27 protein-coding genes are annotated in these 24,281 nt (G+C 66.7%); 19 read left to right on the forward strand and 8 right to left on the reverse strand.

Translation table 11 applies throughout. The annotated features are described in order from the left end of the window. Window positions 1-80: 80 nt before the first annotated feature. From ACZ9J7_RS02535 to ACZ9J7_RS02550, 4 genes are all read right to left on the reverse strand, one after another. Window positions 81-926 carry a hypothetical protein gene (locus ACZ9J7_RS02535; RefSeq protein ID WP_476206749.1) on the reverse strand — a complete coding sequence of 282 codons (846 nt, stop codon included), beginning with the start codon at window positions 924-926 and terminating at the stop codon, window positions 81-83. Window positions 927-1,069: 143 nt separating this feature from the next. After that, window positions 1,070-2,188, reverse strand: a complete 1,119-nt coding sequence (locus ACZ9J7_RS02540; RefSeq protein WP_476206751.1) for a CapA family protein — start codon at window positions 2,186-2,188, stop codon at window positions 1,070-1,072. Next, a complete protein-coding gene (locus ACZ9J7_RS02545; protein WP_476206753.1) occupies window positions 2,188-3,933 on the reverse strand; it encodes an ABC transporter ATP-binding protein in 1,746 nt (581 codons plus the stop codon). The genes ACZ9J7_RS02540 and ACZ9J7_RS02545 overlap by 1 nt, the downstream gene beginning before the upstream one ends. Further along, window positions 3,927-5,165, reverse strand: coding sequence for a DUF1611 domain-containing protein (locus tag ACZ9J7_RS02550; RefSeq protein WP_476206755.1), 1,239 nt, complete (start codon window positions 5,163-5,165; stop codon window positions 3,927-3,929). The genes ACZ9J7_RS02545 and ACZ9J7_RS02550 overlap by 7 nt, the downstream gene beginning before the upstream one ends. A gap of 177 nt (window positions 5,166-5,342) precedes the next feature. On the opposite strand from ACZ9J7_RS02550, the gene ACZ9J7_RS02555 reads away from it, so the two are divergent. From ACZ9J7_RS02555 to ACZ9J7_RS02585, 7 genes are all read left to right on the forward strand, one after another. Continuing rightward, the gene (locus ACZ9J7_RS02555; RefSeq protein ID WP_307359209.1) at window positions 5,343-5,549 is read left to right on the forward strand and encodes a hypothetical protein; all 207 of its coding nucleotides are present in this window, start codon (window positions 5,343-5,345) and stop codon (window positions 5,547-5,549) included. A 163-nt stretch (window positions 5,550-5,712) separates the two neighbouring features. After that, the gene (locus tag ACZ9J7_RS02560) at window positions 5,713-6,303 is read left to right on the forward strand and encodes a hypothetical protein (protein WP_476206757.1); all 591 of its coding nucleotides are present in this window, start codon (window positions 5,713-5,715) and stop codon (window positions 6,301-6,303) included. A 121-nt stretch (window positions 6,304-6,424) separates the two neighbouring features. Continuing rightward, entirely contained in the window at window positions 6,425-7,159 is a 735-nt protein-coding gene (locus tag ACZ9J7_RS02565; protein ID WP_476206759.1) for a YcnI family copper-binding membrane protein, read from the forward strand. A gap of 13 nt (window positions 7,160-7,172) precedes the next feature. After that, entirely contained in the window at window positions 7,173-7,736 is a 564-nt protein-coding gene (locus ACZ9J7_RS02570) for a copper resistance CopC family protein (RefSeq protein WP_476206761.1), read from the forward strand. A 124-nt stretch (window positions 7,737-7,860) separates the two neighbouring features. Further along, entirely contained in the window at window positions 7,861-8,628 is a 768-nt protein-coding gene (locus ACZ9J7_RS02575; protein WP_476206763.1) for a VOC family protein, read from the forward strand. A 92-nt stretch (window positions 8,629-8,720) separates the two neighbouring features. Beyond that, window positions 8,721-9,995, forward strand: a complete 1,275-nt coding sequence (locus tag ACZ9J7_RS02580; protein ID WP_476206765.1) for a glycoside hydrolase family 26 protein — start codon at window positions 8,721-8,723, stop codon at window positions 9,993-9,995. Between the two features lie 13 nt (window positions 9,996-10,008). Then, window positions 10,009-10,923, forward strand: coding sequence for a DMT family transporter (locus tag ACZ9J7_RS02585; protein ID WP_476206766.1), 915 nt, complete (start codon window positions 10,009-10,011; stop codon window positions 10,921-10,923). 31 nt (window positions 10,924-10,954) lie between these two features. On the opposite strand, the gene ACZ9J7_RS02590 is transcribed toward ACZ9J7_RS02585, so the two are convergent. Next, window positions 10,955-11,467, reverse strand: coding sequence for a hemerythrin domain-containing protein (locus ACZ9J7_RS02590; RefSeq protein ID WP_476206768.1), 513 nt, complete (start codon window positions 11,465-11,467; stop codon window positions 10,955-10,957). 153 nt (window positions 11,468-11,620) lie between these two features. Between ACZ9J7_RS02590 and ACZ9J7_RS02595 the strand changes: the two genes are divergently transcribed. The 5 genes from ACZ9J7_RS02595 to ACZ9J7_RS02615 all read left to right on the forward strand — a co-directional run bounded on the left by ACZ9J7_RS02595 (window position 11,621) and on the right by ACZ9J7_RS02615 (window position 15,622). Continuing rightward, the gene (locus ACZ9J7_RS02595) at window positions 11,621-12,715 is read left to right on the forward strand and encodes a sodium:calcium antiporter (RefSeq protein WP_476206770.1); all 1,095 of its coding nucleotides are present in this window, start codon (window positions 11,621-11,623) and stop codon (window positions 12,713-12,715) included. 130 nt (window positions 12,716-12,845) lie between these two features. Further along, window positions 12,846-13,454: a hypothetical protein gene (locus ACZ9J7_RS02600; protein ID WP_476206772.1), complete on the forward strand. Its 609-nt coding sequence runs from the start codon at window positions 12,846-12,848 to the stop codon at window positions 13,452-13,454. A gap of 121 nt (window positions 13,455-13,575) precedes the next feature. Further along, window positions 13,576-14,328, forward strand: a complete 753-nt coding sequence (locus ACZ9J7_RS02605; RefSeq protein ID WP_476206774.1) for a hypothetical protein — start codon at window positions 13,576-13,578, stop codon at window positions 14,326-14,328. A gap of 299 nt (window positions 14,329-14,627) precedes the next feature. Beyond that, a complete protein-coding gene (locus ACZ9J7_RS02610) occupies window positions 14,628-15,104 on the forward strand; it encodes a class F sortase (protein ID WP_476206775.1) in 477 nt (158 codons plus the stop codon). A gap of 59 nt (window positions 15,105-15,163) precedes the next feature. Next, window positions 15,164-15,622, forward strand: a complete 459-nt coding sequence (locus ACZ9J7_RS02615) for a cupredoxin domain-containing protein (protein ID WP_476206777.1) — start codon at window positions 15,164-15,166, stop codon at window positions 15,620-15,622. Window positions 15,623-15,627: 5 nt separating this feature from the next. Here the strand turns inward: ACZ9J7_RS02615 and ACZ9J7_RS02620 are convergent, their stop codons facing one another. Next, window positions 15,628-16,125 carry a DUF2127 domain-containing protein gene (locus ACZ9J7_RS02620; RefSeq protein ID WP_476206779.1) on the reverse strand — a complete coding sequence of 166 codons (498 nt, stop codon included), beginning with the start codon at window positions 16,123-16,125 and terminating at the stop codon, window positions 15,628-15,630. Between the two features lie 186 nt (window positions 16,126-16,311). Here ACZ9J7_RS02620 and ACZ9J7_RS02625 point away from each other — a divergent pair, with 186 nt between their 5' ends. The 5 genes from ACZ9J7_RS02625 (at window position 16,312) to ACZ9J7_RS02645 (ending at window position 20,152) form a co-directional block, all read left to right on the forward strand. Beyond that, window positions 16,312-17,034, forward strand: a complete 723-nt coding sequence (locus tag ACZ9J7_RS02625) for a hypothetical protein (protein ID WP_307494160.1) — start codon at window positions 16,312-16,314, stop codon at window positions 17,032-17,034. Window positions 17,035-17,163: 129 nt separating this feature from the next. Then, window positions 17,164-17,706: a hypothetical protein gene (locus tag ACZ9J7_RS02630; protein WP_476206782.1), complete on the forward strand. Its 543-nt coding sequence runs from the start codon at window positions 17,164-17,166 to the stop codon at window positions 17,704-17,706. A gap of 130 nt (window positions 17,707-17,836) precedes the next feature. After that, a complete protein-coding gene (locus ACZ9J7_RS02635; RefSeq protein ID WP_476206784.1) occupies window positions 17,837-18,553 on the forward strand; it encodes a DUF4397 domain-containing protein in 717 nt (238 codons plus the stop codon). 179 nt (window positions 18,554-18,732) lie between these two features. Further along, window positions 18,733-19,305: an RNA polymerase sigma factor gene (locus ACZ9J7_RS02640; protein WP_476206786.1), complete on the forward strand. Its 573-nt coding sequence runs from the start codon at window positions 18,733-18,735 to the stop codon at window positions 19,303-19,305. Then, a complete protein-coding gene (locus ACZ9J7_RS02645; RefSeq protein WP_476206788.1) occupies window positions 19,292-20,152 on the forward strand; it encodes an anti-sigma factor in 861 nt (286 codons plus the stop codon). The genes ACZ9J7_RS02640 and ACZ9J7_RS02645 overlap by 14 nt, the downstream gene beginning before the upstream one ends. A 30-nt stretch (window positions 20,153-20,182) precedes the next feature. Here the strand turns inward: ACZ9J7_RS02645 and ACZ9J7_RS02650 are convergent, their stop codons facing one another. After that, window positions 20,183-21,052 (reverse strand): class II glutamine amidotransferase, encoded by an 870-nt coding sequence (locus ACZ9J7_RS02650; protein WP_476206790.1) that lies wholly within the window; start codon window positions 21,050-21,052, stop codon window positions 20,183-20,185. A gap of 17 nt (window positions 21,053-21,069) precedes the next feature. After that, complete coding sequence (gad, locus tag ACZ9J7_RS02655) at window positions 21,070-22,470, reverse strand: glutamate decarboxylase (protein WP_476206792.1); 1,401 nt, start codon at window positions 22,468-22,470, stop codon at window positions 21,070-21,072. 201 nt (window positions 22,471-22,671) lie between these two features. On the opposite strand from gad, the gene ACZ9J7_RS02660 reads away from it, so the two are divergent. Both ACZ9J7_RS02660 and ACZ9J7_RS02665 read left to right on the forward strand, forming a co-directional pair. Continuing rightward, window positions 22,672-23,511, forward strand: coding sequence for a COG4705 family protein (locus ACZ9J7_RS02660; protein WP_476206794.1), 840 nt, complete (start codon window positions 22,672-22,674; stop codon window positions 23,509-23,511). A gap of 301 nt (window positions 23,512-23,812) precedes the next feature. Next, complete coding sequence (locus ACZ9J7_RS02665; RefSeq protein WP_476206796.1) at window positions 23,813-24,214, forward strand: PepSY domain-containing protein; 402 nt, start codon at window positions 23,813-23,815, stop codon at window positions 24,212-24,214. Window positions 24,215-24,281 lie beyond the last annotated feature (67 nt).

Here is a 24,281-nt window from a genome sequence, read left to right on the forward strand (position 1 = left end):
GTAAGCATGATTAGTAGTTTTGCGAAGCTTTCCTCCGCCGGTGGCCGCTTTCGGTCATCGCTATACGGGGCATCCAGGGACTATCGCGCTTCGAGGAGCAAAGGCGCCGCCGCAGCAGCCATCAGTTTGTGGTCGTGCGCTGCACCCGGTATGACGGACAAGGCCCAGTTGAACTGATCCCCCTCCCGGGCTGCATTCCGGGAGGCCTGGTAGAACGCCAACCCGCGCGTCAGCCTGTTGTCGCCTTGGGCATCGGTATGCCGGTCGCGCTGAAGCATCGCATCTTTCGGGTCGACGTCGTCGGCGCCGAGGAGAATGATCAGGCGCCGGGAAAAGGCGTCTCTTAACGCCTTGGGTGCGAGCGGCGAGTTTTTCAATCCGTACGGGTACTCAACGCTTTGGTCCGGCATGGTGTACCAGCCGGCGTTTGCTGCGACTGCGACGCTGACGTGGTTCGTTGGGGTGAACTCCATGAAGCGGTGAACAAACTGGCCTCCCGCCGAATGGCCGAAGAGCGCATAGTTTTCGGTTCTGTTGTTGGTATCCCGGACCACTGCCTGGAAGAGTGACTCCACTACGTTGAAGCTCCAGGACTCGGGGGGGTTGATATTGCCGGCGACGTCGAGGATGTTGCCTTGGTTGTAGCTGGCGGCGCCCGGGTAGTCGTCTTTGGAAAATTCCAACACCAGCAGCAGCGTGTTGCTGTTCTGGATGAGGGGCAGCCAGTCCGAACGGTAGGACTCGCCGTCGCGGTGCGCCCCCGTCATGACCATCAGAATCTGAGCCGACGACGGATCGTCCGGCGCCTTGTACCAGACGCGGATGGGCTGGTCCTGCAGTGGACCTTGGCCGCTGAAGGTGAAATCCCCCGTCTCACCCGGCGATATCATCCGTGTTTGTGAACTGGTGGCAGCGGGGCTTGCCATTTCTCCTCCTCGATTGGACGGCGTCGGTCCTGCCGGGGTTCCTTCGGGGGCGGCAGTGCAGGAAACTGCGAAGGCGATCAGGCTGAGTGCGACCGCCAGCATCCTGAGAACAGGCCTTCTGCGTCTCCGGACGCGGCGGGCACTCACTCCCGCGGCTCGAAACAGCGGCACGGCATCCTGGCGGCATCGCCCTGGATCTGAAGCGCCGGATGGACCAGGGGAATGGCGCTGACCATTTGGGGTGCAGTGCAGGGCTGCGTCAGGAAGCCGGTCATGGCGTTGTCGGTGTTGAAGCACTTAACCACGAACTGGGCCGGGGCATCCTTCCTCAATTCCACGCTGAGCGATAACCCCACCCCTTGTTTACCGAAGGAAGCAAAGCGTCCCGGGGTGCCGAAAACGAAATTGCCAAGACTGTAGGCGACAGGCACCTTGTCGATGTATTCGATTTTGTCGGCAATGTGGGGACCGGTGCCGACAATCAGATCGTAGCCGGCATCCACCATAGCCTGGGCCCAGAATCGCTGTTCAGGGAGGGTTTCCGTATAGTTGTCGCCCCAGTGCACGTAGGCGATGACCCAGTCAGCGCCGGCAGCACGGGCCAGGTCGTAGCCCCTTTGAACAGTTTCCGGGCTGAAAACAACGGTTCCGGCGGTGATTTCGTCTGCCCGCGTGGCCTTCCCGAAGTTCTCCCCCAGCGCGACGACGCCGATCGTCCCCATATCCGTGTGCCAGATAAGCGGCCGTTCCGCCTCTGCCAGGGTGTGGCCGGCCCCAAAGGTGTCCATGCCCGAGTTTGCGGACAACTTGACGGTGTCCTCGAGGCCTGCGATTCCCATATCCATGGAGTGGTTGTTACCCAGACCCAGCGCATCAATGCCTGCTTTGGAAAGTGCCCAGGCCGCCATGGGGTCCGCGTGATACGAAAACTGCTTGCCGGGACTCAGGGGCTGGGTGGAGTAGGTCATTGGAGCTTCTGCATTGGCGATGACCAGGTCCCCATCGATCATCGGAAGGACCGCCGCCATCGCCGCCTCGTAGGCTGCAGCGTCTGCCAGGGGCGCCTCACCGTCGCCCAGCATGGTGTCCCCCAGGAACTGGATGGACAGCTGCTCATCCTCCAAGGCCCCGGCCGCAAGATCTATTGATTCAACGTGGGCGGCTTCCGTTGCACCGTAGTTGGCCGCCAACGCCCCGGTTCCGCCCAGCGCTACGGCCAGTGCGGCGGCGATGAGGACCCTGTCGCGCTTCTTGGGGTGCATTACGCGCCGCTTTCCTGGTTGCCGTACAGCCGGTGTTCCCCGCTCAGGTTTGACTCCAGCCACGCCCTGTCCCGGTACTCCTCGCCGGACATGACCTCGGCCACCGCTCCGCCTTTAAGGACAACCACCGTGTTGGCCATGGCGATCTCCCGGGAATCCTGCGTGGCAATCAGGACTGTGCCGTCATAGCGGGCCAAAATGGCGGCGAAGTCGGCCTTGGCCTTCTGGTCAAGGCCAAGCGTGGGCTCATCCAGGAGCAGGATCGGCGGGTTGCCCACCAGCGCCCGGGCCAGGGCTATCCGCTGCCGCTGGCTGTAGGAGAGATTGAGGCCTCCCTCCGTGACCCACGTTTGCAACCCGTAAGGAAGATCCAGGAGCATCTCGTCCAGGCCCGTGGCAGACAGCACCCGTTCCACTTCCTCCTCCGAGGCTCTAGGGGAGGCATAAGTGATGTTGCGCCAAAGGGAGCCGCGCATCAGCGGCAACTCGGGCCCGGCAGCCCCAATCCACCGGGAGGCGGAACGTAGGGCGGTTTTGCTGAGCATCTGCCCGTCGATAATCACGCATCCGCCGTCCGGGTCCACAGTTCGGGAGACCAGGCCCAGCAGGGTCGATTTTCCGCTGCCGCCCTCCCCGGTGATGGCGACCACGTCCCCCGGGGCTACCTGGAGGTCGACCTCGCTCAGCGCGCCCTGCACCGACACGGACATGAAGTTGATGGAACCCTTCCGGACTCTCAGCGGAGCATGGCCGCCGCTGTCGAGGTCCCGGGTGGAACTGCGGAGGTATTCCTTGATTTTGCCCACGGAGACCTGGGCCCGGTGCCAGTAGTCGTGGGCCAGGCCCAGGGTACGTACCGGCCCGGACAGTTGCCGGGTTACGACGACGAAACCCACCACAGTGCCGATGGTCGCTGTCCCCCGCCGGACTTCAAAGAGGCCGACAGTGAGGACCGCCCCCAAGGCCAGCAACGCGAAGGCGGTGGAGACTCCGCGGAGGTAGCCGCGAAGCCGCGCGACCCTTACCAGTGCCCGGGTCAGCTCGTCGTTTTGATGGGAGAGCCGGCTGTATTCCCCTGCGGACCGGCCGAAGACCTGCACCACGGGCTGGGCATTGAGTTGCTCGTCGATGTTGCTCATCACCAGCGAACGTCGCCGGCGCATGACACGCGTCGCCTGGCGCATGCGTTGGCCGGCAAGGAAGGACGCGGCGGCCCCCACGGCCACCGTCACCACGATGGCCAGTGACATCCAGACGCTGAAAAAGAACAGGACAGCCAGCGCGCCCACCATGACGATCGCGGCAATGATTCCGCTCAGCACCCCCCGGCTGATCCACAGCCGTGTCATTGAAAGGTCACCGAGGAAGCGCAGCAAAAGGCCGCCGCGGGCCCGGTGCTGGAATTGGCGGGGCGTCATGCCCTGCAAATGGCCGTACATCGTCATCCTCAGCACACGTACAGCTTCGTAGCCGGCAGTCTCCGCAACATTGAAACCGGCTGCGCGGAGCCAGCCGTGCAGCAGTGCCACGAGGCCCAGCAGTCCTGCCTGGATCAGGGCCCACCTCCATTGCAGGTCCGCAGCGGCTCCTACCGTGGCCGGGGCCAGTCCGTCCACAATCAGGCGCAGCAGGAAGATATAGGCGACCAGCGTGGCCACCTGTCCCAGCCCAATGGCTATGGCTTTGGCGTAGACCTTGCCTGGAATTCTGTAGAGCCTGTCTTTTCCGGCCGCTGCGTTCACCACAGGTCCGCGCTTCCCGCGGAAGTGCTGGGCCTGGGGAATCCGAAAAATCCCGGCTTTGGCCTAGGCTGGCGCTCCGGTGATGAGGTGAAGGGTCCAATGATCACTTCGTTGGCTGCGGGCTCGGCCTGGACTTCAACAGCGGTTTCGGCCTTGTCCGCCTGTGCGGCCGCCAGGACGTCCTGGATCCCGAGGAGGGATGCCGCGGTACCAGGCTCGGTGAGTTCTTCACGGGTCAGCACGGGCAGCCCTGTCACTTTTGCGGCCTCCCGGATGGCCAGGGGGGACCGGGTCAGGAGTCCCGTTACCGCAAGGACTTTGTGCCCCAGTTTCTGGAGGTGGGAAACCCCGGCTACCGCGCCCATCGAATCAGGGGCGGCGAATATGACGGCGTCCACCATGTTTCGCAGGACGTTCGCCTCCAGCAGGCGGGACGTTTCGTCCTGGTAGATTCCGTCGGCGATTTCCACCAGGTTTAGGGCGGCGCCCGACGCCGTCAGGTGGTTCACCAGTTCAGCAAACTTCGTCTCCAGCACCTCCATTGGTTGGCGGTACGTTGAGGCGAGGCCAACGTCGGTGAAATCGAGCATCAGGTGGGCGCCGGCGTCGAGCATGCACCAGTAGTCGTTTCCGGAACCTGTTCCCGTAACTTTCGTGGCCCCCACAGCGACGCCCGCTTTGCTCAGCCCGTTGACAAGGCAGTGCACGGTGGTTGTCTTGCCCGAATTCATGGCTGTCCCGATCACGGCGATGGTCCGGGGACGGGGAACATGGGGTGAAACGGGCGGCAGGGCGAAATCCTGGATGTTAAGGGGGCGCCCCTTGGCGTCCCCCAAGAGCCCAAGTGGCTCGATTTCCGTTGCCCGCCGGACTGCCATACTCCTGCTCAGCACCTCCGAGGCGATCCCGCCGGAGGCGACCAGCTGGGTTTCGCCGAGGGTGGCGGGGACCCGGGATTCGAACTGGTCGGTGGCGTACCGGTCACCGTAGGTGACGATGATTTCGTCGTCATCGTGCAGCACGGCGCGCCGGCCGTTTGGCTGTTCGATGTGGCGGTGGTGGCCCAACTGTACGATCCGGGCAAGCACAAGATCGCCCGAGCGGGGACGGACTGCGCCCGACACCAGCGATGCTATCCGCTCCGGTACCACCCGCCGGGTGGTAAAAGCGGCTTTGGCCCTCGCCACGCGAACAGGGTCCAGCGGTTTGACCCATACCCCTCGATCTGTGCTCATGCCCCGCACGCTAGTGGGGAATACAAGCCGGGGACAGGGAAAGCGGTACCTGAAGTTCAGATTAGGGACTACTTGGTGTCCAGCAACAAAACCCGCGCAGAAAAGCATCTCGCGTGGTTGAATGGCGAATGTGCCCCCCGGCACAGTGACGCCCCAACCGGACACCAGGAGGACAGTATGACTGGAATCAACTCGAAGTTCGACAAGGAATACATCGACAAGGGCATCGACGACCTCGCGAAGGCGCCGGTGGAAGCGCTGAAGGGACTGTCCGAAAGCGACGCCCAGAAGCTCAAGGAAGCCCTTAACATCAAGACGGTCAAGGATCTGGGCACCAACAAGTTCTTCATCTGGGCGCACTCGGTCGCCAAGCTCGCGGAGTAGCGCGCCACCCAGCAGTTCCCAGCAAAGCCCTTGGCCCCGGCCAAGGGCTTTGCTGTTTTTGCCCCCTCCGGTTTCCTCCACACCGTGCAGCTGATTACCGGCCATGGCGGCCCGTTCTTTACAGTGGAAGATGGCAACTGTGGAAGGAAGGGCGGCGACTGGCATGACTGCTCCGTTCCGCGTCCCCCGGGCCATAGCCTTCACCGCCGCCATGCTGACCCTCGCCGCAGGGGCCCACCTACTGGCCGGCGGCATACTGCCCCCGCCGGTAATCCTGGCCGGAATCGTGGCGCTGGTACTGGCCCCGGTCACCATCCTCTCGAAAACAAAGATCAATGCGCCGGCGATGACCGGACTCCTGGCCTCCAGCCAACTGGCGCTCCACTGGGCCTTCGATGCACTATCGGTTTCCGCGACCTTCACCCCGGCGGACGGCGCCCATGGACACGGTGCCCTCCCGGCCTCCTCCATGGCTGCAGTCCTCGCGCCGGGCCACGCCGCCGTGCCGGGAGCCTTGATGCTGGCCCTGCACGCGGTGGCCACAGTGGCCACCGCCCTCGTCCTTGCCCGGGGCGAGGCGGCAGTGTGGGCCCTGGCCGCATGGCTGCGCCCCCTGGTCCGGATCCTGGCCGCCGTCGCCATCCCGGAGTGGCCGCACATTGCCGCGCCGGCCGCCGTCGTCATTCCTTTCCGGTGGCGGAACCTGCGCCTGCCTGCGCTGCGCGGGCCGCCTTCCTTCCACGCCGCCCTTTAGGCGGCAGACGCTCCGCGACGTGCCCAACCCGCCGAAACCAGGCAGGGCCGCCGCGTTGTCCCCTTTTCCTGCGCCGCCGCCCACTAGCGGCCTCTTTGGCGCACCCTTTGGAAGGCTTGCCTTGAACACCTCACTCCGCCGTACCCTCAAGACCCTTGCAGCTGCCGCTGCCGCCGCCGGAATCGTGGCCGCGGGCGCCACCGCCGCGTCCGCCCACGTCAGCGTGAACCCGGACGATACCGCCGCCAACGGCTACTCCCACCTGACGTTCAACGTCCCCAACGAGTCCCCCACAGCGAAGACCAGCAAGCTCGAGGTCACGCTGCCAGCTGACACCCCCTTCACCTCCGTCTCCGTGAAACCCGTTGAGGGGTGGACGGCACAGGTGATTACCAGTGACCTGCCCAAACCCGTCAAGGTCTCCGGCACGACGGTTACCAAGGCGCCCACCACGGTGGTCTGGACTGCGGACGAATCCCACCAGCTGGGCCAGAACCAGTACCAGGCGTTCTCGTTGTCCGTGGGCCGGCTTCCCGCCGAGGGCACCAAGGTCACCCTGAAGGCGGCCCAGACCTATACGGACGGCAGCGTGGTGAAGTGGGACGAAGAGGGCGCTGAAGGGCAGCCGGAACCCCAGCATCCGGCACCGTCCTTTGTAACAACGGCCGACGACGCGGCTGCCTCCACCCCAGCGTCCGCGGCACCGAACGCCGAGGCTGCGTCCGAGACGAAGCAGGCTTCCACCGACGGCACGTCGGTGTCGGGCGTGGTCCTCGGCGCTGCCGGCTTCGTGTTGGGTGCCGTGGCGCTGGGCATGGTCCTCGCCGCCCGCCGGACCCGCCCCACCGGCAAGTAGGGCGGGCCGGATCATGAAGAAAACGTCACCCCGCATCATCCTGGCCCGGAAGGTACGCCTGCTGCTGCCGCTGGCCACCGCCGCGATCCTGTTGGTCTTTTCCGCACCGGCCCAGGCGCACGACGCCCTCGAGTCCAGCAACCCGGCCAACGGTTCCACCGTCAGCGCGATGCCGGCGAAGATCGAGCTGACCTTCGACCACACCCCCATTGCCATCAACTCGATCGTTCGCGTTGAGGATGCCAGCGGTACCGACCAGGCGGATGGGCCCGTGGAAATCGTTGACAACCAGGTCAGCCAGGCGGTCAAGCCGGGAGCTCCCCAGGGGAAATACAAGGTGGTGTGGCGGGTGGTGTCCTCGGACGGCCACCCCATCGAGGGGACCTTCACCTTCACCGCCGGCGGCCCGAATGCCACGCCGGTGGCGACTACGGCTGCCAGCCCCGCATCCGCCAGCCCAGGGGTTCCGGGGCCGCTGGTTGCGGCAGGGGTAGTTGGGAGCGTCCTGGTCATCGGCCTGGTGGTGGCCGGGCTCCTGATCAGGCGCAGGCTGCGGAACCCGGAAGGCGAAGGCTAAGAATGGCCAGCGCCGGCACGGCAACCACCGTATATTCGGCCGTGCCGGCGCTCCTCGGCTTTTGCGGCGGGCAGCGTTAGGGTGGGCCTTGCCCGGTCCACACCTGCGAACACCAGGAGTCCCCATGCCCAAGCCCACCATCGCCAACGGTGATCCCTGCTGGATCGACCTCATGACGTCGGATCCGGAGAAGTCCGGCGAGTTCTACACCCGGCTGTTCGGCTGGACCTACGAGGAGGGCGACCAGGAGAAGTACGGCGGCTACATCACGGCGTTCGCCAACGGTGCGATGGTGGCCGGGATGATGAAGAACGACGCCGGCTCCGGGTACCCGGATGTCTGGACAACGTACCTGCGGGTGGAGGATATCCAGGCGACAGCCGACGCGGCCGTGGCGGCAGGCGGCCAGGTGTTGATGGGGCCCATGGAGGTGCCCGAGCAGGGCCACATGGCGATGCTCGGGGACGCAGGCGGAGCCGCAATCGGCGCCTGGCAGTTCGGCGGCCACACCGGGTTCCAGGCCAAGGGCGAACCCGGCACCCCCTACTGGCATGAACTCCACGCCCGGGACTACGCGGCGTCGGTGAAGTTCTACCAGGACGTCTTCGGCTGGGACACGGACGTCATGAGTGACACCGAGGACTTCCGCTACACCACGCTGGGATCCGGGCGGGACTCACGGGCGGGCATCATGGACGCCTCCCATTTCCTGCCTGAAGGTGTGCCGGCCAACTGGCAGAACTACTTCACCGTTGAAAACACCGACGCCGGGGTGGAGATCGCCACGTCCCTGGGCGGCCAGGTGGTCCATCCCGCCGAGGACACGCCGTTTGGGCGAATCGCCACCCTCACGGACCCCACCGGCGCGCTGTTCCGGATCGCCCAAAGATAGGGCCGGTCCCCCGCGCCCGGCGATGAGCGCCGGAGCCGGGGGTGACGGCGCATAGAATCGGGTAAAACCGCAGGCCAACAGGGGGTCAAGCTTTGCCCGAGCAACAGTCCGCACCGAAGGACACCAAGCGCCGTGACGTAGTACTTGGGCGCCTAAAGGACTGGGGTTTGCCCCTGGGGGTTGCCGTGGCGGCCATCGCGCTGGGCGCCGCCAGCATCACCGGCGGCCTGGCGGACCGGGACCGCAAGAACCAAGAAGCGGCGGCCAGCCAAAGTGCCGCGGCCATCCCCACCTGTGAGGTGACGGACCGGAACAGCCTGGTCCCGCCGTCGGGCGCGTTGTTGGGCGTGAACCTGAACCTTGACGCCAAACCACTGGCCCAGTACGCGGCCGACCTGGGCCACAAGCCCGCCGTAAGCGTCTCGTTCGCCGACTTCCCCTACACAGAGCAGGAACGGACCCACCTGCAGCAGGCGGCCGCCCAGATCCGGGCGGACGGTCACATCATGCTCCTGACCCTCGAACCCAAACAGGGCCTGGCCGCCGTCACCCGCGACGTCATCAGCGACTTGGTGAAGGATCTGGGGTCGATCAACAGCCAGGGCGTCCCGGTGATCGTCCGCCTGGCCCACGAGATGAACGGGTCCTGGTATCCCTGGTCCCAGCAGCCGCTGGAGTACAGGGACATGTTCACCCGGGTCGCGGACGCTGTCCACACGGGCGTCCCGGGCTCGGCCATGATGTGGGCGCCCAATTACGCGGGCGGCTATCCGTTCGCGGGCGGCCAGTTCGAGGCGAAGGCGGGCAGCGCGGATTTCGCGGCCCTGGACACTGATCACGACGGCGCCATCACCATGGCGGACGATCCTTACGCCCCGTATTACCCGGGGGACGGGGCGGTGGACTGGGTGGGCATGTCGCTCTACCACTGGGGCGCGAAGTACCCGTGGGGCGAGAACGAGATCCCGGAGGCCAACAAGTTCGCCGACCAGCTCACCGGCAACTACGTGGGGGCAAACGGCGATGACACCCTCCTGCCCGACTTCTACAGCGTGTACGGCAAAGACCACAACAAACCCGTGGCCATCCCTGAAACCGCCGCCCTCTACAACCCTACGGCCGGCGGCGCCGCGGAAATCGAGATCAAGCGCACCTGGTGGGAGCAGGTGTTCAGCGCCCAGACCCACGCCCAGTTCCCCAACCTGAAGATGATCAACTGGTTCGAATGGGACAAGAACGAAGTCGAGGTCAACGGCAGGATCGACTGGACTACCACCAACAGCCCCGCCATCCGCGGCGCCTTCACTACGGCCCTGCCGGACTGGCTGCACTACGGGACTGGGACCACCTGCCGACCCGCTGGTTAGGTAAGGTTTGTCCATGATCCAGGCTGCGGCCGTGTCCGCACTGACGTCCTACCACTGGCTGGGAATTCCCATTGCCGCCGCCGGCGCCGTCCTGCTCGCCCTGGGAACGCTCTTCCAGCACCGGGCTGTGGAAGACCAGCCGGCTGCATCCGGGCGCGCGGCGGGCAGCATGGGCGGAGGTCGGCTCCAGGCACTGGTCCGCAAACCGGCGTGGCTGGCCGGAACGGCGATGCTCGGGGCTGCGATCCTGCTCCAGCTCACCAGCCTCCGGTTCTCACCCCTGATCGTGGTGCAGCCCATCGGCGCGGTGGCCCTGGTGGTCACCACCCTCGCCACCGCGCGGATGACCCGGAGGTCCCCCGGGCGGCGGGCCCTCACCGCCGTCGCCCTCTGCGTCGGTGGGGTGGGCGTGTTCGTGGCCGTGGCGGCGTTCTCCGCGGAGGACGTGGAAATCAGTGACCGGCATCTGGTGACCATCCTGATCGTCCTCGCCGTGGTCCTGGCCTGCGTCGCAGTGGCCTATGCCTTGTGGCGTCACCGCTCCGGCGCCGTGGTGTTCACCGCCGGCGCCGGGATCCTTTTCGGGTTCGTCGCCGCCCTGGCCAAGACCGTCATTGCACGGCTGTTCCAAGGCGACTTCGAGTGGCTGTCCCTGACCTGTTTGGCGGGGCTTGTTGTCGCGGCCCTGGCCGGCAGCTTCCTGGTCCAGAACGCCCACACCCGGGGAACGCCCGAACTCGTGGTGGCCGGACTCACCGTGATCGATCCGCTCGTGGCCGTGGCCATCGGCGTCACCATCCTGGGCGAGGCTGACTCCGCCCCGCCGCTGGCGATCGTCCTGTTCCTCCTGTCAGGAGCCACCGCCGTGGCTGGGGTCATCCTGCTGGCCACGGTCAAGGAACGGGCCGAACCACGGGTCAAGCGGTAGCACCACCCGTCTGGCAGCCGGCGTGAGGGGTTTATTCGTGCTCGCGGATGTATTCCTCAGGGCTGACGTCCTGGGGCTCTATCCCGTCGGCGTGCTCGGATTCGAAGATGGCGAACGCCAGGCCCAGACGGTGCCGCAGTTCCAGGGAGGCGTGCTGCCGGAAGTCGGTCAGGCCTTCGCGTTCCTCTTCAGCCATATGGTCGCCGTTGGCTTCGTTGGCCTTTGCCACCGCGTCCCACCAGTCGGCGCTACCCGTCGGGTGCCGGTCCACGTCACTGATGGCGTCCCGGATCTCGTTGTGGTCGTGGATGGCGTCGGTGGTTTCGTCTTCGGCGGAGTCCTTTCCGCCGGCCCCCTTCCCCAGTTCCAGCAGCTCCGGGTAGAAGAGTTCCTCCTCGGCCTTGGCGTGGACTTCCAGCAGGATCCGCATCCGCTTCCATACCGCGTCCAGGCTGGATGTTTCGCTGGCATGCATTTCATCGAGCAGGGCGAACAGGCGCCGCTGCTCGTGGTGGTCGTTCAAAATCACTTCAACGATGTCCATGGTGGTCCTCTCCGCGGGGGTAGCTACGCCCTAATCCTTACCCTCACCAGCCCGTCTTCCACCAGCACACCCTGCAGGGACAGGATTCCCAGCGGATTCCCAGCAAATAACCACCAGTTGGGGCAGGCCGGTGGGTACGGCTTCATTGAAGCCGTGACAACAATCCAAGAGGAGGCAAAAGACATGGAAGCGCTGCCCCTGGTGGTCCTGCTCCTGATTTTCGCCGGTGCGGCGGCGGTGATCTGGGTGGCCGGGATCCAGCTGTCCAAGCAGACGGACGTCCTGGATGACCGGCTGCACCTGGGCTCGGCGCTGGGCGGGCTGATCCTGCTGGCCATTGCCACCAACCTGCCGGAGATCGCCATCACGGTCAGCGCGGCCGCGTCCAACAACATCGGCGTGGCCGTGGGCAACATATTGGGCGGCATCGCCATCCAGACCGTGGTGCTGGTGATCCTGGACGTGTTCGGGACCAAAGGCACGGAGCCGCTCAGCTACAAGGCAGCATCCCTCACCCTGGTCATCGAGGCGGTCACGGTCGTCGCCGTCCTGGGCGTGGTGATTGCCGGCAGCCAAATGCCCGGATCACTCGTGGCCTTGCACCTGACCCCTGCCGCGGTGTTGATCGCTGTCATCTGGATCCTCGGGCTGATCATGGTCCAACGCTCCCAGAAGGGCCTGCCCTGGCACCAGCAGGGCGACGCCCCGGGCGGGCAGGACCAGCCCAAGGGACACTCCAAGAAGAAGTCCACCGACAAGAACCGGCACATCAGCACCGGCAAGTCAGCCCTGATCTTCATCGTGGCGGCCCTGGCCACCCTGGGCGCAGGCGTGGTGCTGGAGCGCAGCGGCGATGCGATCGCCGGGCACATCGGCCTCTCCGGGGTTCTCTTCGGCGCCACCTTCCTCGCTTTGGCAACATCCCTGCCGGAAATCTCCACCGGCCTGGCCTCGGTGAAGGAGGGCGACTACAAGCTTGCCTTCAGCGACATCTTCGGCGGCAACGCCTTCCTCCCGGTCCTGTTCCTGGTGGCCGTCCTGATCACCGGCAAACCGGTACTGCCGCAAGCCCAGGCCACCGACATCTACCTCACTGCGCTGGCCATCCTGCTGACCCTCACCTACCTGCTGGGCCTGCTCTTCCGCCCGAAGAAAAAGCACCTGGGCATGGGGACCGACTCACTGGTGGTCCTGGTCCTGTACCTGGTGGGCGTGGCCGGACTGTTCGCCGTCGCCACCATGTCCTGACCGCCGCCGCTGGCGTCGAATCCAGGGCCGCGCAACACGGGCCGGGACCGGTCCAGAGGGGTTGCCGTTACGAACAGTTGGTAGTTACGGCCGGGTCAGGCCAGTGCAGGAGCGTTCGGAAGGTGCAGCCATGAATCCACACAGCAGTCCGCGAGCGCACAACAGCGGACGGTTGCGGGTGACGGCCCTGACAACGTTCCTGGCCCTGGCCTTGTCCGGCTGCGCCGTGGCCGGCGCCGAAAAGCCGCCGTCCGAAAGACCTTCAGCGGGTCCGTCCGCTTCGCCAGAGGCAACCGCCAGTGCCGCGGCTGACGGCCCCTCGCCGGCCGCAACCATGGTCTGCGGCGACGAGACCAGGACGAACATCGTCAAGGCCCTGTCCCTTCCATCCGAGCCTCCCACCACGGACTCCTGGGCGGACAAGCTCTACACCTGCACCTATTCGCTTCCCTCCGGGCACCTGCTGCTCTCGGTCAAGGAAACGTCCGATCCGGAAGCCGCCCGCACCTTCTTTGACGGGCTGCAGCAACAGGCTCCCGGGGCTGCGCCTATCGAGGGGCTGGCGAACCTGGGGTTTCCGGCGTTCCAAACGCCTACCTCCGCGGTCTTCACGAAGGACAATTTCGTCCTGACTGTGGACGCGGCAGCCCTCCCAGCTACGTTGGGCCCCCACGACGTTTCCCGTGACGCTTTCGCGTACCAGATAGCCACCGCCGTACTGGCCTGCTGGTCCGAATAGCCAGGGAGGGGCAGATAAGCGCCCGCCCTCCCCATCCGTGACGCGGAGCACAGCGAACCAGCATTGTCACAGTCATGGGCGGCCCATCAGGGGAGCGTCCATTTCCAATGGAGGAAATGTCATGAAGAAATCCGCTTTCCTGGTAGCCCCGGTTCTTGCCCTGGGCGCCTTCGCACTCTCCACCAGCCCGGCCCTTGCCGCCGACAACGCCACCATGTACCAGGCGAACCTCGCCGCGATCAACGGCAGCAACGCCTCCGGAACCGTCATGGTCACCGTCAACGGTGACCAGGCAACCGTCACGGAGAAGGTCTCCGGACTCGCCGCCATGTTCAACGGAAACCCGTACCCGCACGTGCAGCACATCCACATCGGCGCGAAGGGCACGTGCCCTGACATGTCTGCCGATACCAACAAAGACGGCGTCATCAGCACCACCGAAGGTGCCCCGGCCTACGGCGGCATCGGTGCGACGCTGTCCACCAGCGGGGACACCAGCCCCGCGGCCGGAACGGACCTGAAGGTCGCGGGCATGGGTGCCTCCTATACCTACAACCGGACTTTCACCCTGGATGCAAAGACTGCTGATTCGCTCAAGGCCGGAACCGCCGTCGTCGTGGTCCATGGCCTGGATCCGGCCACCCTGCCCGAGGCAGCGCAGAAAGCTCCCAGCGACCTGGTGCCTTCCCTGCCCCTGGCCGCCACCTCACCGGCATTGTGCGGCTCCCTGAAGGCCATGCCGGCCGGAGCCCCCGGCACGGGCATCACCACCCCGGCCCCGGCCGGACCTGACCTCGGCCTGCTCGCCGCCGGCGGCGGCCTGGTCCTCACAGCCGGCGGCGCGTACGCACTCCGCCGCAAGATGGCTGCGTAGGCCCGGCAGAACAGCAGGAACAAGCAGGGACCTGATGGGACCCCGGAACAGCAGCCGCCGCGGACGCGTCATCGCGTCCGCGGCAGCCGCGGTGCTCCTGGCCGGCGGCATCACCACCATCGGCCTCGGCCTCCACGCCGAGCCCCCGGGCAGGGGGGAACCCGCAGCAGTGTCCAGCCCACCGGCCGCGGCGCCGCCCGCCGACGCCGGCGCCTCCGGGCCGGCGTCCCCAACCGGACCGCCGCCCGCTCCACCGGCCCAGCCCGTCCCGCCGGCCGGCGCCAAACCGGCCACTCCGGATGCCCCGGCTGCCCGCCTCCGTCCCGGTGCGGGTCGAGGTGCCTTCCATCGGGGTGGACGCGGCTGTGGCTCCGGTGGGAAAGCAAGCGAACGGGGAGGTCCAGACTCCGTCGGGAGAACCGGGCTCGCCTGCTGGCTGGTACCAGGATTTGCCCACCCCGGGCCAGACGGGCTCGGCGGTGATCCTGGGCCACGTCAACAGCACCACCAGCGATGTTGGACTGTTCTACCGCCTCCACGAGCTCACCGCGGGGCAGACCATCACGGTGACCCGTGCGGACCACACCGCCGCGGTCTTCACCGTGGACAAGGTGGATGTGTACCACAAATCAACGTTCCCCACCGTGAAGGTCTACCAGAACGCCGACCGGCCCGAGATCCGCCTGATCACGTGCGGCGGCTACGATCCGGCCACGAGGGAGTACCTCGACAACACCGTCGTTTACGCGCACCTGGTCTCCAGCCACCCCGCGTGATCCGCAGCGGCTGCCCCGCCCGGGCAGACAGCGGCCACTAATCCCCGAGAGGGAACACCATGAAATCGACATTAACCAAGCGCATGGCCCTCGCCCTGATCGGCGCCGCAACCATCTTCGGGGCCAGCGCGTGTGGAACCAGCGGAGGAGGCTCCTCCACGGCACCGGAAGCGCCGACGTCCACGCAGGCATCCATGGAGGGCATGGGAGGTTCGCCCATGGCGTCCCCAAGCGGCACCACTATGGCAGGGCATCAGTCGTCCGGAACGACCTCAAGCCTGACGATCCACATCAAGTCCTTTGCCTATACCGGGCCGGACAATGTCCCCGCCGGCGCGAGTGTGACCGTCATGAACATGGACAACGAGGCCCACACCGTGACCGCCGACGACGGCTCCTTCGATGCCGTGGTCAAGCCCGGGACCAGTACCACCTTCACTGCCCCCGCAAAGGCCGGAAGCTACCCCTACCACTGCACCTACCACTCCGGCATGCAGGGAACCCTGACGGTCAAGTAAGCGGGTCAGCCCACCGGCATCCGGTTCTGCGCGCGCCGGATCCGGTACTCACGCCACGTGATCCACACGATGAAGATGTCGAACGCGGTGAGCAGCACCATGCCCCAGGTGAACTCCACCGAGATCCGGTACCCCTGGTACGCGATGAACACCAGCAGGAACGCGATCATCCAGGGGTAGGCCCACAGCTTCTCCCTCAGGACAGCCCACACCAGGACAATCTTCACCACGCCGTGCAGGAGGAGATAGACGGCGCCAAACAACGACGCCGGCCCCGAAAGGTTAGCGGTCAGGTGCACCAGGGTGTTGGCCACGAAGTCCCGCGGATCCTGGGCGAGTTCGTGCTGGGTGAGGAACCGGACCAGGTCATTGATCTGCGCGGGCGTGACCAGCAGGAGGAGTACCCCGCCGATCAGTTCCAGGACCCCGTCCAGGCCCTTGAGGATGAGGGAGATGCGGAAGGTCCTGTCCAGCAGGGCCGTTCCCTGGCGCGTGTTTTCCATTGGATATTCCCTTCCCACAACCCGTGCAGTGTATCCCCGGGACAGCACTGGGCACCCGCCAAGCAGACCACGCGCCGGCGGCCACGGCATTCAGCTTTTCCCCAGCATCGTCTCCTACAGTGATCCCGTGCCGGTCCATGCCGCGGGGGCGAGGACGCACGCGCAAATTTGGAAGGACACACCGAGGTGAACCCATCAATCCCGTCAATGAAGACCCGCATCGGCGTCGGAGCCTCAGCTCTCCTGGCCGCCGGCGCCATGGCCGTCGCAGGTGTGGGCGCCGCGTCCGCCTCCCCCAGTCCAACAGCTACCGCCTCGGCCGCGGCCACCGGCCAGGCCAAGACGGCGAAGGTCGCCGGCGGCCTGCAGGCGTTCCTTGGCATCAACGCAGACAGCCCCCAGGCCGTTGGGGACCGTGCCGCGAAGGCAGCCGAAGCCCTGGTCAACCACCCGCAACTGTTCGCCAAGCTGCCCGCCGCCCTCCAGGCCGACGTCACCACGCTCAAGGACGCCCCGGCAGCGGACCGGGTGAAGGACGCGTACAAGATCAAGACCACGGCCCTCTCCGGCGGCTACGGACCCGAAGTCCAGAAGCGTGCCGAAGCGCTGGAGAAGACCGTTACCGGTTTCGCCGGCCTGCGGCAGGAGCTGCGCACCGCGTTCAGCTCGGGCAACCCCGGCGCCGGGCTCCAGAAGGTGGCCGACCAGCTCATCGCGCACCCGAAGCTGTTCGCCAAGCTTCCCGCCAACCTCCAGGCTGACCTGACCACGCTCAAGAACGCTGCCCCCGCGGACCTGGACGCCCAGGCGAACAAGATCAAGGACACCGCACTGAATGGCGGCTACGGCGCCAAGGTGCAGAAAATGGCCGAGGCACTCCAGAAGAAGGCGGCAACGCCCAGCACGTAACACCTCCAGCCAGCCGCCGGGAGGCGTGCGACGGCGGCGCGGACGGTTCCAGGTCCGGCGGGCGTGGGCAGTGGGCTGGGTTCGTTGTGGCACCGCCGCTGGGCAGGGATATGAGCGCATGATGTTCCCATGAGAAGGATCATCTGGTGCCTGGCGGCGGCCCTCATCACCACGCTCGCTTTTGGCAGCGTGTACGTCGCGCTCCAGCAGATCGGCCGGCACTCGGTGGACACGGCACCGGCCGCGGCCGCCGCGGCGCGGGTTCAACAACCGGGGCCCGATACAACGGCAGGGCCCTGGCTTGAACTGACACCTGACAGCGGCGTGTTCCTCATCGTTTACGGGGACAACAACAGTCCGCTCTCCACCACCGTGACGCTGCATGGGACGATGCCCATGGTCCCCGCGGGGGTGCTGGAAACGGCACGGGCCTTGGGCACCGACACGGTGACGTGGCAGCCGGAGCCCGGTTTGCGGATGGCGATCGTGGCAAAGCAGGCGGCCGGGAGGGTCGTCGTGGCAGGCCAGTCGTTGGCACCCTTCGAGGCAAGCGACCGCAGGACCCTGATGTTCCTGGCAGCGGGGTGGCTGGGCAGCATGCTGGTCCTGGCAGCGGCGTTTGGTGCGGCAGCGTTGGTGGGACGCAGGCAAGGCCAAGAACCCAAGCGGTAGGGGTGCATACAAGTCTCCGGCAGCCGGCCTAAAGAAATTTTCGCCGGACTGCATCCGGGCAAGGCATCCGGCCGGTAGTAGGGGTGTAAGCAAAACCCCGCCCCACCGGGGCCCCTCAAAGGAGTTCGACATGCGCAAGACACTCTCTGTAGCAGCCGGAGCAACCGCCCTGCTGGCAGCACTGGCCCTCGCCTCCCCGGCCCAGGCGTCCGGTTGGCATCACGACGACGAAGGAACAGCAAAACTCTCCGTCCTCCACGGCATACCTGACATGAAGGTGGACGTGTGGGTGGACGGCAAGCTCACCCTGGACAACTTCAAGCCGGGTACCTTGACCGGCCCACTGACTCTTCCCGGCGGAGACCACAAAATCGCCATCACCGGCCCCAAGGCGACCAGCGCGGACAACCCCGTGATCGGCCCGGTCACGGTGGACCTCGAAGCCGGCGGGGACTACACGGCCGTCGCGAACCTGGCCGCTGACGGCACCCCCACCGCCACGCTGTTCACCAACGACACCACGCCCAGCCCTGACGGGAAGGGAAAGCTGACCGTCCGGCACGTCGCCGCCGCCCCCGCCGTCGATATCCTGGCCGGCGGGAAGGCCGTCATCAAGGGCCTCACCAACCCCGAGGAGAAGACCCTCACCCTCAAGGATGGAACCATCTCGGCGTCGGTGGCGGCAGCAGGAACCACCGCCCCGCTGATCGGCCCGGCCAACGTCAACATCGCCGAGGGAAAGAACACGATCGTGTACGCCTGGGGCAGCCTCAAAGATAAGAACCTTGCGCTGGCCGTGCAGGTGGTGGACTCCGCAGGTCGCGGACACGACTGCGACGACGACTAACCTCCGAAGCCCTGCAGAACTTCAACGGTTTGTCCCGGGCGGGGCCGCGCCCACCGCGGCCCCGCCCGGGACAGACACCGGAAAAGTCCGCGTTCGGGAGCCAATCGACCATAGCGGACCACATCGGGCACCGGCATAATAGGGTTCAATCAGGCCTGTTGCCGCTCAAGGAGCACCCGATGGAGGCTGCCGCCACCCCCGATTGGAACCCCGGTTTCGATCAGGCGTTTGCCGACGGAGACGAGAGCATCCTCGCCGAGGCGTACCGGAGGCTGAGCCCCCTGGTTTACACATTGGCGCTCCGGTCCCTGGGAGAGCGGAGCGCCGCTGACGAAGTCACCCAGGAGGTATTCATCCGGGCCTGGAAGTCACGGACCACCTACCGGCCCGAGGTTGCCCGGCTGCCGGCCTGGCTGGTGGGAATCACCCGGAACGCCATCAATGACGCCCTGTCCGAACGGGCCAGGCAACGCCATCTGCAGCAAGCGGCCGTTCAGCTGCTCCCGGACCCGTCCGCCGCCTCTGAAGCAGGAGATGTCGAGGCGGTGGCCGACCGCCTGATCCTTGACGACGAACTGGAACACTTGGGAGACCCGCAACAGACCATACTGCGGCTGGCGTTCTACGAGGACCTGACGCACCACGAGATCTCATCACGGCTGAACCTGCCGCTCGGCACGGTCAAAAGCCATATCCGGCGCAGCCTCACCCGGTTGCGCAGCCGCCTGGAGGTGGAACATGGAACACCTTGACGCGGAACTCCTGAGCCTGATGGCCTTGGGCGAAACCCCGGGCAGTGGCGCGGACGCAGAGCACCTGGCCAGGTGCCCGGAATGCACCGCTACCCTGCGGGGCCTCCAACATGTCATGGACATTGCCACCCTGGAGCCCGCGGGCATCAAGCTCGAGCAACCCGGCGCCGGCACCTGGGCCGCGATCCATCAGGCGCTGGGGCTTTCACCGGCCCTTGCAGCGGATCCCCTGGCCCAGCCCACCCCTGTCAGCCGGCCGGCTGCGGTGGAAGCGCCTTCCAACCCGGTCAAATCCAACCCGGTCAAAGAACGGGACGGGAAAGAATGGGACGACGCGCCAAGGCCGCTGCGGTCCGGCGCCAAGGACCGTGGCCGCCCCCGTCCCCGGCTCTGGATGGCCGCTGCTGCCGCCGGCGTCGTCCTCGGCACGGCGGCCGGCTGGACCGCGGCCGGCGTCCTGGGAGGTCCGGGTGCCCCTGCCCCGGGTCCCACCCCGTCCGGTCCCACGCCCATCGTCCTCGCCCAAACACCCCTGACCCCCCTACCCGCACATACCGGCAACGGAGAAGCCCAGGTGAAACAGCTCCCCGACGGAACCCGCGAACTCACCATCCACCTCTCCGCCGACCCCACCACCGGATACCGGCAGGTGTGGGTCGCCACCAGCGACCTCACCGGAATGGTCAGCCTGGGTGTCCTGGCCGATGGAACCGGCACCTTCACCGTCCCGGCCGGGATCGACCTGGCCCAATATCCCATCGTCGACATTTCCGACCAGGCCTACAACGGAAATCCGGCGCACTCCGACGACAGCGTCGCCAGGGGAAGGTTCACCCCCAAGACCTGACACGCCCCACGGCGCACCAGGAGCAAGCGGTCAGGACGTTTGCGACGCCGCCGCGGACGGGTCCAGGTCGGCGAGCGTGAGCGGGTGGGCAGGTTGGTCCGGGAACGGGACGGCGCAGGTCACCGCCAGGTCCGGGCCAACGTGCACCAGCTCCCCCGGCGCCAGCGGACGCCAGCCGGGGTTGTGGTCCATGGGTTCGGTGGCGAAGAGCACGGACCTGGCCCCGGAGAGTTCGGTGCTTCGCGAGTGGATCCGGTGGCTCCGGGCGTCCAGCGGGGCCGCCGGGGCCGGCTCGGCTGACGGGTCGCGTTCCAGGATGAACAGCGGGTGGGTCGCCGGGTAGCGGAGCGCCCAGAGGTCGGTGGCCGTGGTGACAATCAGGTTCAGGGCCAGGACGGGAAGTTCGACGGCGATCCAGCCCACCGCGCGCACGATGCCTTCCGCTACGTCCCCGCCGGCCCGGCGGCTCTCTGCGGTGATCAGGGCGAAGAGGCGTTCACTGTCGGTCTGGCCCTGGACCAGCCCCGCCACCCCCAGTTCTGCGAGCCGCGCGTCCAGCCGGTCCAGCCCGTGGAAGGCGCCGTTGTGCGCGAACAGCCGCCCGTCCTGCTCGAACGGGTGCGTGTTCGCCAGGGTGTGCGCGCCGGTGCTGGCGTACCGGACGTGGGCCAGGAAGGTGGTGCTGACCAGCTGCCTGGCCTCCCGGGCGAAGGCGTGGTCCTCCCACGCGGCGAGCGGCCGTTTGCTGACCCGCGCGCCGCCGTCGGCCTCAAACGTGCCGATCCCCGCGCCGTCGGGCTCTTTCCTGCTCTGCCGGGACAGGCTGTCCGGGGCGTCCAGCAGCCAGAAGGTGGCGCGGACGGGCCGGGACCCTGCGTGCAGCCCGAATAACCGGCACATGGCCGCTCCTCACGAGACTAGTGGTGGAAGGCTTCCTTCTGCTGCTGCGTGGGCATGGGACCGGTGAGGGCATCCAGGTAGTCCACTTCCTTCTGGAGGTCGGCCAGGAAGCTGGCGGCGAGGTCGCGGGTGAAGCCGTTGCGCACCACGATCCGCTGCACCGTGATGCCCTCGAGCCCGTCCGGCAGCGGGTAGGCCGGGACCAGCCAGCCGTTCATGCGCAGGCGTTCGGAGAGGTGGTGCAGGTTCCAGTTCTTGGTATGGCCGTCCGTGAGCTGCCAGGCGAAGACGGGGATGTCAGACCCGTCGCTCCAGAGGGTGAAGGCGTCCATGGCGCCGATCTCGTGGGAGAGGTAGAGGGCCACGTCGCGGCAGCTGGCCTGCACGGACCGGTAGCCGGCAAAGCCCAGCCGAAGGAAGAGGTAGTACTGCAGCAGCACCTGGGCGCCGGGCCGGGAGAAGTTCAAGGCGAAGGTGGGCATGTCCCCGCCCAGGTAGCTGACGTGGAACACCAGGTCCGCGGGGAGTGCCTGTTCGTCCCGCCACACGATCCAGCCCAGGCCCGGGTACACCAGCCCGTATTTGTGGCCGGAGGTGTTGATGGAGGCCACCCTGGGGAGCCGGAAGTCCCACACCAGTTCGGGCTGCAGGAACGGCGCCACCATGGCTCCGGACGCGCCGTCCACATGGATGGGGATGTCCAGGCCGGTGCTGGCCTGGATGGCGTCGAGCGCGGCGGAGATCCGTTCCACGGGTTCGTAGGCGCCGGTGTAGGTGACGCCCATGATGGCCACCACGCCGATGGTGTTCTCATCCACGTACCGTTCCAGGTCATTGCCGTCCAGCGCGGGGTGCTCTTCCGAGACGGGCACGTAGCGGGCTTCCACCTCGAAGTAGTTGCAGAACTTCTCCCAGCACACCTGCACGGCGGAGCTGAGCACGATGTTGGGTGCGTCCGTGGGCTTTTTGGCGGCGCGGCGGCGGTGTTGCCACCGGCGTTTGAGGGCAAGGCCACCGAGCATGCACGCCTCGGAGGAGCCCACCGTGGAGGTGCCGACGGCGGCCGCCGGGTCCGGGGCGTTCCACAGGTCCGCGAGCATCCGCCAGCAGCGGGTTTCGATGAGCGCGGTCTGCGGGTATTCGTCCTTGTCGATCATGTTCTTATCGAACGTTTCGGCGTAGAGCTGGGACGCTTCCCGCTCCATCCAGGTGCCCACGAACGTGGCCAGGTTCAGGCGGGAGTTGCCGTCCAGCATCACTTCGTCGTGGACCACCTGGTAGGCGGTGCCGGGCAGGGATTCGCCGTCCGGGATGGTGAAGCGGGGGAAGATGGTGGACTCCCCCGGCCGGCTGAACAGGGGGTTCAGCTCCACGCTCGATTCGGGTTCGTGCCGTTCGCTCCGGTGTGACCTGGTCATGTCCGCTTCCTTAGCCCTCGCCGTCGCAGGCGCGCGCCTGCCGTTGCACTTCCGCTGTTCCCAGCACTCCGTATTATTCATGCGCCGCCTGTGAAGGGCGTCCAGGGACGCCGCCGTCGGCGCGTCAGGGCGTACGACGGCGGGGCGTCACGTTCCAGCGGAACTCAGGTTTCTGCCGGGTCCGTCAGGGACAATCACGGCATGACAGAACCCCCGCAGCAGATCCTTCCGCCCCACGGCACCGCATCAGCGCTCCGCGACCCTGGCAGCACCCCATCCCGGAGGGGCACACACCCCGGGGCCCCGGTGCGGACGGCGTTGGCCAAGGTACCGGAAATCACCGCCTGGTTCTGGGTGGCGAAAGTGTTCACCACGGGGATGGGCGAGACTGCCTCGGACTTCCTGGTCCACACTTTGGATCCGGCCGTGGCACTGGCCCTCGGCGGCGTGGGGCTGGCCGGTTCACTGGTCCTGCAGTTCACTGTGCGCCGCTACGTTGCATGGGCCTACTGGCTGGCGGTGGTGATGGTCAGTGTTTTCGGCACCATGGCGGCGGACGCCGTGCATGTGGTGCTCGGCGTGCCCTACGTGGCGTCTGCGGTGTTCTTCCTGGCCGCGCTGTTGGCCGTCTTCGGCGTCTGGTTCCGGACCGAGAAGACGCTGTCCATTCACAGCGTGGACAACCGGCGCCGCGAGTTGTTTTATTGGGCGGCCGTGCTGACCACCTTCGCCCTGGGAACCGCCGCCGGGGACCTGGCCGCCTACAGCCTTGACCTCGGCTACTTCGCGTCCGGTCTGACTTTCGCGGCGGTGATCGCTGGTGCCGCGCTGGCCTGGTGGCGCCGCTGGATCGCTGCCATCCCCGCGTTCTGGTTCGTGTACATCCTCACCCGGCCGCTGGGAGCGTCCTTCGCCGACTGGACCGCCGTGGGCGCGGACCGCGGCGGGCTGGGGTGGGGAACGGGGGTGGTCACCCTGGGGCTCGCGGTGTGCACCGCGGCCGTGGTGGCCCGGAGTTCCGCTCCGGGCCGGAAGGCCTGACCGCTCGGGGGAAAAGCCAGGTGCCGCCGCCTCAAATTTGGGGGATGATGAGGCGGCGGCACTGCATCCAAGGTACCCCCGGGACAGGCCAGACCGGCCGGGATCCGGGCCTCAGGCCGGAAACCTTGACGGTTTTTTTACGCCGTCTTTCACTCCCGCCACTCCGCACTGTTCACACCCCAAGGGGCCAGCTGCCAGCATGCACAGCGGCTGCACAGCCCCGCCCTACACCGGTGACAGGCGGGACCCGGAGGCTTAGTGTATTCCCTCCACCGGGAGGGCCAACACCATAGGAGTTCCCATGAAAAACACCATGAAGTCCACGCTGGCTGGCCTGGCCCTCGCGGCAGCGATCGGCGGCGGCGCCCTGGCAACCACGGCATTGCCGGCCAACGCCGCCACCACCGACTCCAGCCAGTCCACCACGCAGGCGCAGCCGCGCGACGAGTCGAAGGGCGGCCACCAGGCCAACGGGATCACCGAGACCCTGCTGACCGGCGACACGGCAACGAAGGTCACCGACGCCGCGCTGGCCGCGAACCCGGGCGCCACCATCCAGCGGGTGGAGAACGACGCCGAAGGCGCTGTTTACGAGGCCCACATCATCAAAGCGGACGGCACGCGCGCCACCGTTTACCTGGATGCGTCCTTCACCGTGACCTCCACCGACGCCGGTGGTCCGGGCGGCGGCATGAAAGGCTGATGCCCGCTAAGCACTGTTCCAGCCATGGCGCGTCCGGTGATCACCGGGCGCGCTGCTGCGTCTGCCC

It is taken from the genome of Pseudarthrobacter sp. TE9888, from assembly GCF_056279345.1.

Bases quoted from the DNA above. Each gene is read 5' to 3' on its own strand.
- ACZ9J7_RS02540 (WP_476206751.1), bottom strand. From the start codon at position 2,188: ATGCACCCCAAGAAGCGCGACAGGGTCCTCATCGCCGCCGCACTGGCC.
- ACZ9J7_RS02630 (WP_476206782.1), top strand. From the start codon at position 17,164: ATGAGAAGGATCATCTGGTGCCTGGCGGCGGCCCTCATCACCACGCTC.
- ACZ9J7_RS02575 (WP_476206763.1), top strand. From the start codon at position 7,861: ATGCCCAAGCCCACCATCGCCAACGGTGATCCCTGCTGGATCGACCTC.
- ACZ9J7_RS02585 (WP_476206766.1), top strand. From the start codon at position 10,009: ATGATCCAGGCTGCGGCCGTGTCCGCACTGACGTCCTACCACTGGCTG.
- ACZ9J7_RS02620 (WP_476206779.1), bottom strand. From the start codon at position 16,125: ATGGAAAACACGCGCCAGGGAACGGCCCTGCTGGACAGGACCTTCCGC.
- ACZ9J7_RS02660 (WP_476206794.1), top strand. From the start codon at position 22,672: ATGACAGAACCCCCGCAGCAGATCCTTCCGCCCCACGGCACCGCATCA.
- ACZ9J7_RS02550 (WP_476206755.1), bottom strand. From the start codon at position 5,165: ATGAGCACAGATCGAGGGGTATGGGTCAAACCGCTGGACCCTGTTCGC.
- ACZ9J7_RS02615 (WP_476206777.1), top strand. From the start codon at position 15,164: ATGAAATCGACATTAACCAAGCGCATGGCCCTCGCCCTGATCGGCGCC.
- ACZ9J7_RS02555 (WP_307359209.1), top strand. From the start codon at position 5,343: ATGACTGGAATCAACTCGAAGTTCGACAAGGAATACATCGACAAGGGC.
- ACZ9J7_RS02635 (WP_476206784.1), top strand. From the start codon at position 17,837: ATGCGCAAGACACTCTCTGTAGCAGCCGGAGCAACCGCCCTGCTGGCA.
- ACZ9J7_RS02590 (WP_476206768.1), bottom strand. From the start codon at position 11,467: ATGGACATCGTTGAAGTGATTTTGAACGACCACCACGAGCAGCGGCGC.
- ACZ9J7_RS02665 (WP_476206796.1), top strand. From the start codon at position 23,813: ATGAAAAACACCATGAAGTCCACGCTGGCTGGCCTGGCCCTCGCGGCA.
- ACZ9J7_RS02600 (WP_476206772.1), top strand. From the start codon at position 12,846: ATGAATCCACACAGCAGTCCGCGAGCGCACAACAGCGGACGGTTGCGG.
- ACZ9J7_RS02560 (WP_476206757.1), top strand. From the start codon at position 5,713: ATGACTGCTCCGTTCCGCGTCCCCCGGGCCATAGCCTTCACCGCCGCC.
- gad (WP_476206792.1), bottom strand. From the start codon at position 22,470: ATGACCAGGTCACACCGGAGCGAACGGCACGAACCCGAATCGAGCGTG.
- ACZ9J7_RS02610 (WP_476206775.1), top strand. From the start codon at position 14,628: ATGCCCCGGCTGCCCGCCTCCGTCCCGGTGCGGGTCGAGGTGCCTTCC.
- ACZ9J7_RS02535 (WP_476206749.1), bottom strand. From the start codon at position 926: ATGGCAAGCCCCGCTGCCACCAGTTCACAAACACGGATGATATCGCCG.
- ACZ9J7_RS02640 (WP_476206786.1), top strand. From the start codon at position 18,733: ATGGAGGCTGCCGCCACCCCCGATTGGAACCCCGGTTTCGATCAGGCG.
- ACZ9J7_RS02570 (WP_476206761.1), top strand. From the start codon at position 7,173: ATGAAGAAAACGTCACCCCGCATCATCCTGGCCCGGAAGGTACGCCTG.
- ACZ9J7_RS02650 (WP_476206790.1), bottom strand. From the start codon at position 21,052: ATGTGCCGGTTATTCGGGCTGCACGCAGGGTCCCGGCCCGTCCGCGCC.
- ACZ9J7_RS02645 (WP_476206788.1), top strand. From the start codon at position 19,292: ATGGAACACCTTGACGCGGAACTCCTGAGCCTGATGGCCTTGGGCGAA.
- ACZ9J7_RS02605 (WP_476206774.1), top strand. From the start codon at position 13,576: ATGAAGAAATCCGCTTTCCTGGTAGCCCCGGTTCTTGCCCTGGGCGCC.